Origin of the sequence: Kitasatospora sp. NPDC001527, assembly GCF_040298605.1 — a bacterium.
In the GTDB taxonomy this organism is placed as follows: domain Bacteria; phylum Actinomycetota; class Actinomycetes; order Streptomycetales; family Streptomycetaceae; genus Kitasatospora.
This window is the reverse complement of record NZ_JBEPAM010000113.1, coordinates 1-4172: the sequence shown is the minus strand read 5'-3', so window position 1 is coordinate 4172 and position 4172 is coordinate 1. Positions and strand designations below refer to the sequence as shown.

The window sequence follows — 4172 nt, the reverse complement described above, 5'->3', positions numbered from 1 at the left end:
CACGCCCTCCCGGTCGGTGGTGTGATCGTCCGAGAAACGACGGTCACCCGTCGCGTCCGGCACGTACTTCACACAGACAACGATCCTCAAGCTCACGGCCTGTCTCCTGTACTGGTCTCGTCCGGCGGCTGCGGTCGTGCACGCGGGCGCGCCTACGGCTCGCACCCGCTCCCGGCAGCGTGTTCCCGTGCCGGTCCGGAACTTCCTGGCAGCATACTCGCCAGTAGCCCGGCGGTCACTACTCGCCAGTAGCTTACGCCGGACGGTCCCGGCCGGGTGCCCCGCTGGCCCCCTCGGCAGCCCCGGGAAGGCCTCCGGTCCGACCCGGACCGCGGGACGGCCGCGCCGCCGTCAGAGCCATCCTGCCCCAGCCCACCCCCGACTCCACCCGAGGGGGCCGCCCTCGCGCCACCGGAGTCGCCCCGGGCCGCCCCGCGCGCCCCCGCCCGCACCCCGGCGCCCGCGCCGAACGGCCCCCGCGCGGGCTCAGACCGCCGCGCCCAGCGCCGCGATCACGTCCGCCCTCCGCGGCTGCCCCGCCGCCCGCCGCACCACCCGGCCGCCGGCGTCCAGCACCAGCACGGTCGGCGTCCGCAGCACCTCCAGGCGCCGCACCAGCTCCAGCCGCTCCTCGGCGTCCAGCTCGACGTGCGCCACACCGTCCACCATCCCCGCCACCTCGGCCAGCACCCGCCGGGTGGCCCGGCACGGCTGGCAGAACGCGGTGGAGAACTGCACCAGCGTCGCCCGCTCCCCGAGCGCCTCCCCCAGCTCCTCCGCCGACAGCCCCACCGCACCGTCCCTCGCCCGCACCCGCACTCTCCCGTCCCGCCTCGCCCGCGCCGGGCCTTCCCGGTCGTCCCCTCAGTCTGCGCCACCCCGCCACCCCGCCGCCCGACCGGCCGGCCCGGGCCGGCCGCCGGAAACCGACCGGACGCCCGGGCGGGAAAAGTTCCCGTACCGGCTCATCACACACATCACACCGCCGGATCGGACCCCGGTGGCACGCCTCAGGTGACAGCGGGTGCCCGTTCGGGGGATCATCTCCGTGTATCGCCCGTGGCCGCCGCGGTGTGCCGTGCCCCCGGTCGGCCCCACGTACGGCACGCGGGTCCCCGCCGTACCGGGCCGCGAGGCCCGTCGAAGTCAGGACTGACCGTGGCAGAGCTCGTGTACCCGCCGGTGATCGGCGCCGCGCTGACCGTCTTCCGCGCGCTCGACGTGCGCATCAGGATCGTCGGCGCCGAACACATCCCCGCCAAGGGCGGGGCGGTGCTCGTGAGCAACCACATCAGCTACCTCGACTTCCTCTTCGCCGGCCTCGGCGCCTACCGCGGCGGCAAGCGCAAGACCCGCTTCATGGCCAAGGACGACGTCTTCCGGCACCGCGTCTCGGGCCCGCTGATGCGCGGCATGAAGCACATCCCGGTCGACCGCACCGACGGCCAGCCCGCCTACGAGGCCGCCGTCCGCGCCCTGCGGGCCGGCGAGGTGGTCGGCGTCTTCCCCGAGGCGACCATCAGCCGCTCCTTCATGCTGAAGAAGTTCAAGACCGGCGCCGCCCGGATGGCCGCCGACTCCGGCGCCCCGCTGCTCCCCGTGGTCCTCTGGGGCACCCAGCAGCTGTGGACCAAGGGCCGCCCGAAGACCCTCACCAAGCGGCACGTCCCGGTCACCATCATGATCGGCGAGCCGATCGTGCTGAAGCCCGAGGACAAGCCCGTCATGGTCACCCGACGGCTGCGCGCCGCGATGTCCGAGATGCTCGACCAGGCCCAGCGCGAGTACCCGGGCAAGCCCTCCGGCCCCGACGACACCTGGTGGCTGCCCGCCCAGCTCGGTGGCACCGCGCCCACCCTGGAGGTCGCCGAGGCCGAGGACGAGGCGGAGGCCACCGCCAAGGCCGAACGCCGCGCCGCCCGCGGCTGAACCGCGCCCACGAACGGACGACTCCCCGTCCCCGAGCGGACGCGGAGCGTCGCGTGTCGCCCCGTTCCATCCGCCCCGATCTGACACAGTGACAGCTCCTTCGGGGGGCTCGCGCCCGGCCTCGCCGGACGGATCGGAGACGGAGATGAGACGCGGATGACCCGCACACGGACACGGCTCTCAGGCACCACCGCCATCCACCGCACCACCACCAGGGCCCGCACCCGCCACCGCGCCGGTGCGGGCCTGCTGCTCGCCGGGACCCTGCTCACCGGCTGCGGCGCCCAACCCGGCGAGATCCCGCTCAGCGAGATCCGCGCCGAACCCTCCACCACGCCGCCGGCCGCCGAACCGGCCGTCGCCACCGCCGCCCCCGACGTGGTGGGCGCCGCCGCGGCCACCCCGGCCGTACCGGCCGCGCCGACCGCCCCGCCGGCCCGCAACGGCCTCATCGCCGCCCGGGTCTTCCTCGACCAGGACCACCTCACCAGCGCCATCTTCACCGTCTCCGCCGACGGCAAGACCCGCCAACAACTCACCCGGCCGGCCGAAGAGACCCGCGACGACCACCCCTCCTGGTCCCCCGACGGCACCACCCTCGCCTTCGACCGCACCGGCGGTGACTCCCCCGGCCGGATCTGGACCGCCGGCGCCGACGGCGGGAACGTCCACCAGCTGGGCTCGCTCTGCGAGGCCGACGCCCCCGACTGCCTCAACGAGAAGGAGACCACGCCCGCCTGGTCCCCCGACGGCAAGCAGCTCGCCTTCACCCGCAGCTGGGGCAGCACCGACCCGACGACCGATCAGATCCAGTACAGCGATCTCTACGTCATCGCCCCCGACGGCACCACCGCCCAGCGGCTCACCTTCCTCACCAACGACACCCCGTACTCCGGCGTCGTCACCGATCCGGCCTGGTCGCCCGACGGCAAGCAAATCGTCTTCTCCTACCGCACCAGCGCCACCGGCCAGCCCGCCAACGGCCGCGCGCTCCACATCGTCAACGCCGACGGCACCGGCCTGCGCCGCCTCACCCCCTGGGAACTGCGGGCCGGCGAGCGCGCCAACTGGTCCCCCGACGGCAGCCGCATCGTCTTCACCACCTACCCCGACGGCGCCGACAACGCCCCCGGCGGCGGCATCTACACCGTCCACCCCGACGGCACGGCCGTCGAAGCACTCACCCCCGGCCCGTCCGACACCACCTACGGCATCGCCTCCTACTCCCCCGACGGCACCGCGATCGCCTTCTCCCAGGCCCCCGCCGGCGGAACGTCCGAGCTCTACACCATGCGTGCCGACGGCACCGGCGCCGCCCGGGTCACCGACACCCCCGGCCGCGGCGAGGGCCGGCCCAACTGGGGAGTGGCCCAGCCGGCGGGCTGACGCCGGACGGCGGCCCGGCCGGCGCCCGCTCAGGCGGGCGTCGGCCGAGCCGTCAGATCCCCCTCCCGGAGCTTCGACTGCGCCCGTTTCATCAGCTCCTCGCCCAGCGAACGGGCGTGCGTCTCACAGGTGTTCACCGCCTTCGCGGCCTCCGCGTCGGCCGTGCTGCCCGCGTAGCACTCCAGCTCCACCCGGACGACCAGGTTCCCGTCGACGAACGCGCCCTTCCAGACCAGGTCCTTCCGCGTCTCGTCCCGCACCACGACGCGGTAGCCGGCCTCACCCGTCGAAGCCGTCTCCTCGAACCGCCTTCGCGCGTCCGGAGACAGCGTCTCCGTGGGCGACTGGGCATTGTGGAGCCCCGCCTGGTACCAGCCGAACGCGACCAGCGCCTTGTCGTAGGTGCGGACGTCCATCGTCAGGTTCCAGTACTCGTCGCGCTCGCCGCCGGTGCTCTCCGCCCGGCACGAGCGCCACGCCCCCTCGTCGGCCGCGCCCGGCGGCCCGTTCGAGGCACGCCCCTCGCTCTCACTCCCCGGCAGGCCCACCCGCCCGATCTCCTTACAGAGATCATCGGGTGTCCGATACCACCCCGCGGGCGACTTCGCCTCCTGGCCCTTCCCGTCGCCGCCGCTGCTGCACGCCGTCAGCGCCACCAGCACCCCGGCAGCCCCGAGCATCGCCGCAGCCTTACGATTACCGGTTCTCGTCATCACCGCGCCAGAGTAGAACTGACGGGCCGTCACCACCAGGGGGTTCGCCAAACGCAGAGAACCCCCGCCGGAATACCGGCGGGGGTTCTCTCACAATTTGTTCGGCGGCGTCCTACTCTCCCACAGGGTCCCCCCTGCAGTACC

4 protein-coding genes and 1 pseudogene are annotated in these 4172 nt (G+C 74.0%); 2 read left to right on the top strand and 3 right to left on the bottom strand.

What is annotated here, in order from left to right; all coding sequences use genetic code 11:
- Window positions 1-96 (bottom strand): annotated as a pseudogene (locus ABT238_RS38605) (electron transfer flavoprotein subunit beta); the annotation flags it as partial.
- Window positions 97-486: 390 nt separating this feature from the next.
- Window positions 487-819: a TlpA family protein disulfide reductase gene (locus ABT238_RS38600; RefSeq protein WP_350807342.1), complete on the bottom strand. Its 333-nt coding sequence runs from the start codon at window positions 817-819 to the stop codon at window positions 487-489.
- Between the two features lie 339 nt (window positions 820-1158).
- On the opposite strand from ABT238_RS38600, the gene ABT238_RS38595 reads away from it, so the two are divergent.
- Both ABT238_RS38595 and ABT238_RS38590 read left to right on the top strand, forming a co-directional pair.
- The gene (locus tag ABT238_RS38595; protein WP_350572511.1) at window positions 1159-1929 is read left to right on the top strand and encodes a lysophospholipid acyltransferase family protein; all 771 of its coding nucleotides are present in this window, start codon (window positions 1159-1161) and stop codon (window positions 1927-1929) included.
- Window positions 1930-2085: 156 nt separating this feature from the next.
- The gene (locus tag ABT238_RS38590) at window positions 2086-3315 is read left to right on the top strand and encodes a beta-propeller domain-containing protein (protein ID WP_350807338.1); all 1230 of its coding nucleotides are present in this window, start codon (window positions 2086-2088) and stop codon (window positions 3313-3315) included.
- Window positions 3316-3344: 29 nt separating this feature from the next.
- On the opposite strand, the gene ABT238_RS38585 is transcribed toward ABT238_RS38590, so the two are convergent.
- The gene (locus tag ABT238_RS38585) at window positions 3345-4079 is read right to left on the bottom strand and encodes a hypothetical protein (protein WP_350572513.1); all 735 of its coding nucleotides are present in this window, start codon (window positions 4077-4079) and stop codon (window positions 3345-3347) included.
- Window positions 4080-4172 lie beyond the last annotated feature (93 nt).

Bases quoted from the DNA above. Each gene is read 5' to 3' on its own strand.
- ABT238_RS38590 (WP_350807338.1), top strand. From the start codon at position 2,086: ATGACCCGCACACGGACACGGCTCTCAGGCACCACCGCCATCCACCGC.